A 2,261-nucleotide genomic window follows, 5' to 3' on the forward strand; every position below is an offset into this window, starting at 1 on the left:
ATCATCGGTTCGGCTCGTATGGCTCTGGAAGGCAAAGACGACAACGAAATGGGCACCACTGCCGTTCGTAAGCTGGTTGAGACTCTGGATACTTATATCCCGGATCCAGTTCGCGTAATCGACAAGCCGTTCCTGATGCCAATCGAAGACGTATTCTCGATCTCCGGTCGCGGTACTGTTGTAACTGGCCGTATTGAGCGCGGTATCGTTCGCGTTCAAGACCCGCTGGAAATCGTTGGTCTGCGTGACACTACCGTCACCACCTGTACTGGTGTTGAAATGTTCCGTAAGCTGCTCGATGAAGGTCGTGCTGGCGAGAACTGCGGCGTGCTGCTGCGTGGTACCAAGCGTGATGACGTAGAGCGTGGTCAGGTATTGGTTAAGCCGGGCTCGGTTAAGCCGCACACCAAGTTTGAAGCAGAAGTTTATGTTCTGAGCAAAGAAGAGGGTGGTCGTCACACTCCGTTCTTCAAAGGCTACCGTCCACAGTTCTACTTCCGGACCACTGACGTGACCGGTAACTGCGAGCTGCCGGAAGGCGTTGAAATGGTAATGCCGGGCGACAACATCAAAATGGTTGTCACCCTGATCAAGACCATCGCAATGGAAGACGGTCTGCGTTTCGCTATCCGTGAAGGCGGCCGTACCGTCGGTGCTGGTGTAGTAGCTAAGATCATCGAATAAGCGGTTGTAATGTATTTTTCGGGCCGGCATAATGGTCGGCCTGATTTTGTTTTAGGTCAGTAGCTCAATTGGCAGAGCGACGGTCTCCAAAACCGTAGGTTGGGGGTTCGATTCCCTCCTGACCTGCCAGATTCACTCGGTGTGTCTGGCTTTCTTTTCACAGGATCTTCATAGATGACTCCTAAGGCTGAAGCACAAAGCTCTCGCTTCGATCTGCTCAAGTGGCTTGTAGTAGTCGCTTTGGTGGTGGTTGGCGTTGTTGGCAATCAGTATTACGCTGCTTCGCCGATCCTGTACCGCGTACTGGCTTTGCTTGCCATTGCTGCTGTAGCTGCCTTTGTAGGCCTGCAGACTGCCAAGGGCAAGTCTTTCTTTGTACTGGTTAAGGAAGCTCGTACCGAGATTCGTAAAGTCGTGTGGCCAACTCGCCAAGAAACCACGCAGACCACCCTTATTGTGGTGGCTGTTGTTCTGGTTATGGCGTTGCTGTTGTGGGGGCTAGATTCCCTGCTCGGCTGGCTTGTTTCCTTGATTGTCGGCTAAGGGTGTCCCGTGGCTAAGCGTTGGTACGTTGTGCATGCTTACTCGGGTTACGAGAAGCATGTCATGCGCTCGCTCGTTGAGCGAGTAAAGCTGGCTGGCATGGAAGATGGCTTCGGCGAAATTCTGGTTCCCACTGAAGAAGTGGTTGAAATGCGTAATGGCCAGAAGCGCAAAAGCGAACGCAAGTTCTTTCCAGGCTATGTGCTAGTACAGATGGATATGAATGAGGGGACTTGGCACTTGGTCAAGGATACTCCTCGGGTGATGGGTTTTATCGGCGGTACTGCTGATAAGCCTGCGCCGATTACAGATAAAGAGGCGGAAGCAATTCTGCGTCGTGTTGCTGACGGTAGCGACAAGCCTAAACCGAAGACTCTCTTCGAGCCAGGTGAAACCGTACGAGTCAACGATGGTCCATTTGCTGATTTCAATGGCGTTGTTGAAGAAGTTAACTACGAAAAGAGCCGGATCCAAGTGGCAGTGCTCATTTTCGGACGCTCTACTCCGGTAGAGTTGGAGTTCAGTCAGGTCGAAAAGGTCTAGCTGAGCAAGCATCCCAACCCCGCAGCCTTAGGCTGTGGGGTTTTGTCGTCACTGGGATATACGCGCGCCTTTCGAGGCGTTCGAACCCGTAATTGGAGTGCCTCATGGCCAAGAAGATTACCGCTTACATCAAGCTGCAAGTGAAGGCCGCTCAGGCTAATCCAAGCCCACCTGTTGGTCCTGCTCTGGGTCAGCACGGCGTGAACATCATGGAGTTCTGCAAGGCTTTCAACGCCCGTACTCAGGGTCTTGAAGCAGGTCTGCCGACTCCAGTGATCATCACTGTCTACAGCGACCGTAGTTTCACTTTCGAAACAAAATCCACCCCTGCTTCGGTTCTGCTGAAGAAAGCGGCTGGTCTGACCAGCGGTTCCGCTCGTCCGAACACCGTTAAGGTTGGCACTGTTACCCGTGCTCAGCTGGATGAAATCGCGAGAACCAAAAAGGCGGTTCTGTCTGCAGCTGGTATGGTTGCGGGCGTGCGTGCTATC

At 52.9% G+C, this 2,261-nt stretch carries 4 protein-coding genes and 1 tRNA gene; all 5 read left to right on the forward strand.

Annotated elements, in window-relative coordinates; translation table 11 throughout:
• Positions 1 to 684 (forward strand): EF-Tu/IF-2/RF-3 family GTPase (locus ACIQVE_RS29510; protein WP_402815470.1); only part of this gene is annotated, 684 nt, incomplete at its 5' end.
• Between the two features lie 53 nt (positions 685 to 737).
• Positions 738 to 813, forward strand: a tRNA-Trp gene (locus ACIQVE_RS29515).
• A gap of 45 nt (positions 814 to 858) precedes the next feature.
• Positions 859 to 1,227, forward strand: a complete 369-nt coding sequence (gene secE / locus ACIQVE_RS29520; protein WP_186532285.1) for a preprotein translocase subunit SecE — start codon at positions 859 to 861, stop codon at positions 1,225 to 1,227.
• 9 nt (positions 1,228 to 1,236) lie between these two features.
• Positions 1,237 to 1,770 carry a transcription termination/antitermination protein NusG gene (gene nusG / locus ACIQVE_RS29525; RefSeq protein WP_007916492.1) on the forward strand — a complete coding sequence of 178 codons (534 nt, stop codon included), beginning with the start codon at positions 1,237 to 1,239 and terminating at the stop codon, positions 1,768 to 1,770.
• 104 nt (positions 1,771 to 1,874) lie between these two features.
• Positions 1,875 to 2,261, forward strand: a 387-nt coding sequence (gene rplK, locus ACIQVE_RS29530; RefSeq protein WP_402815473.1) for a 50S ribosomal protein L11, incomplete at its 3' end; no start/stop codon positions are given.

Source organism: Pseudomonas sp. NPDC098747 (genome assembly GCF_044760045.1).
GTDB lineage: Bacteria > Pseudomonadota > Gammaproteobacteria > Pseudomonadales > Pseudomonadaceae > Aquipseudomonas.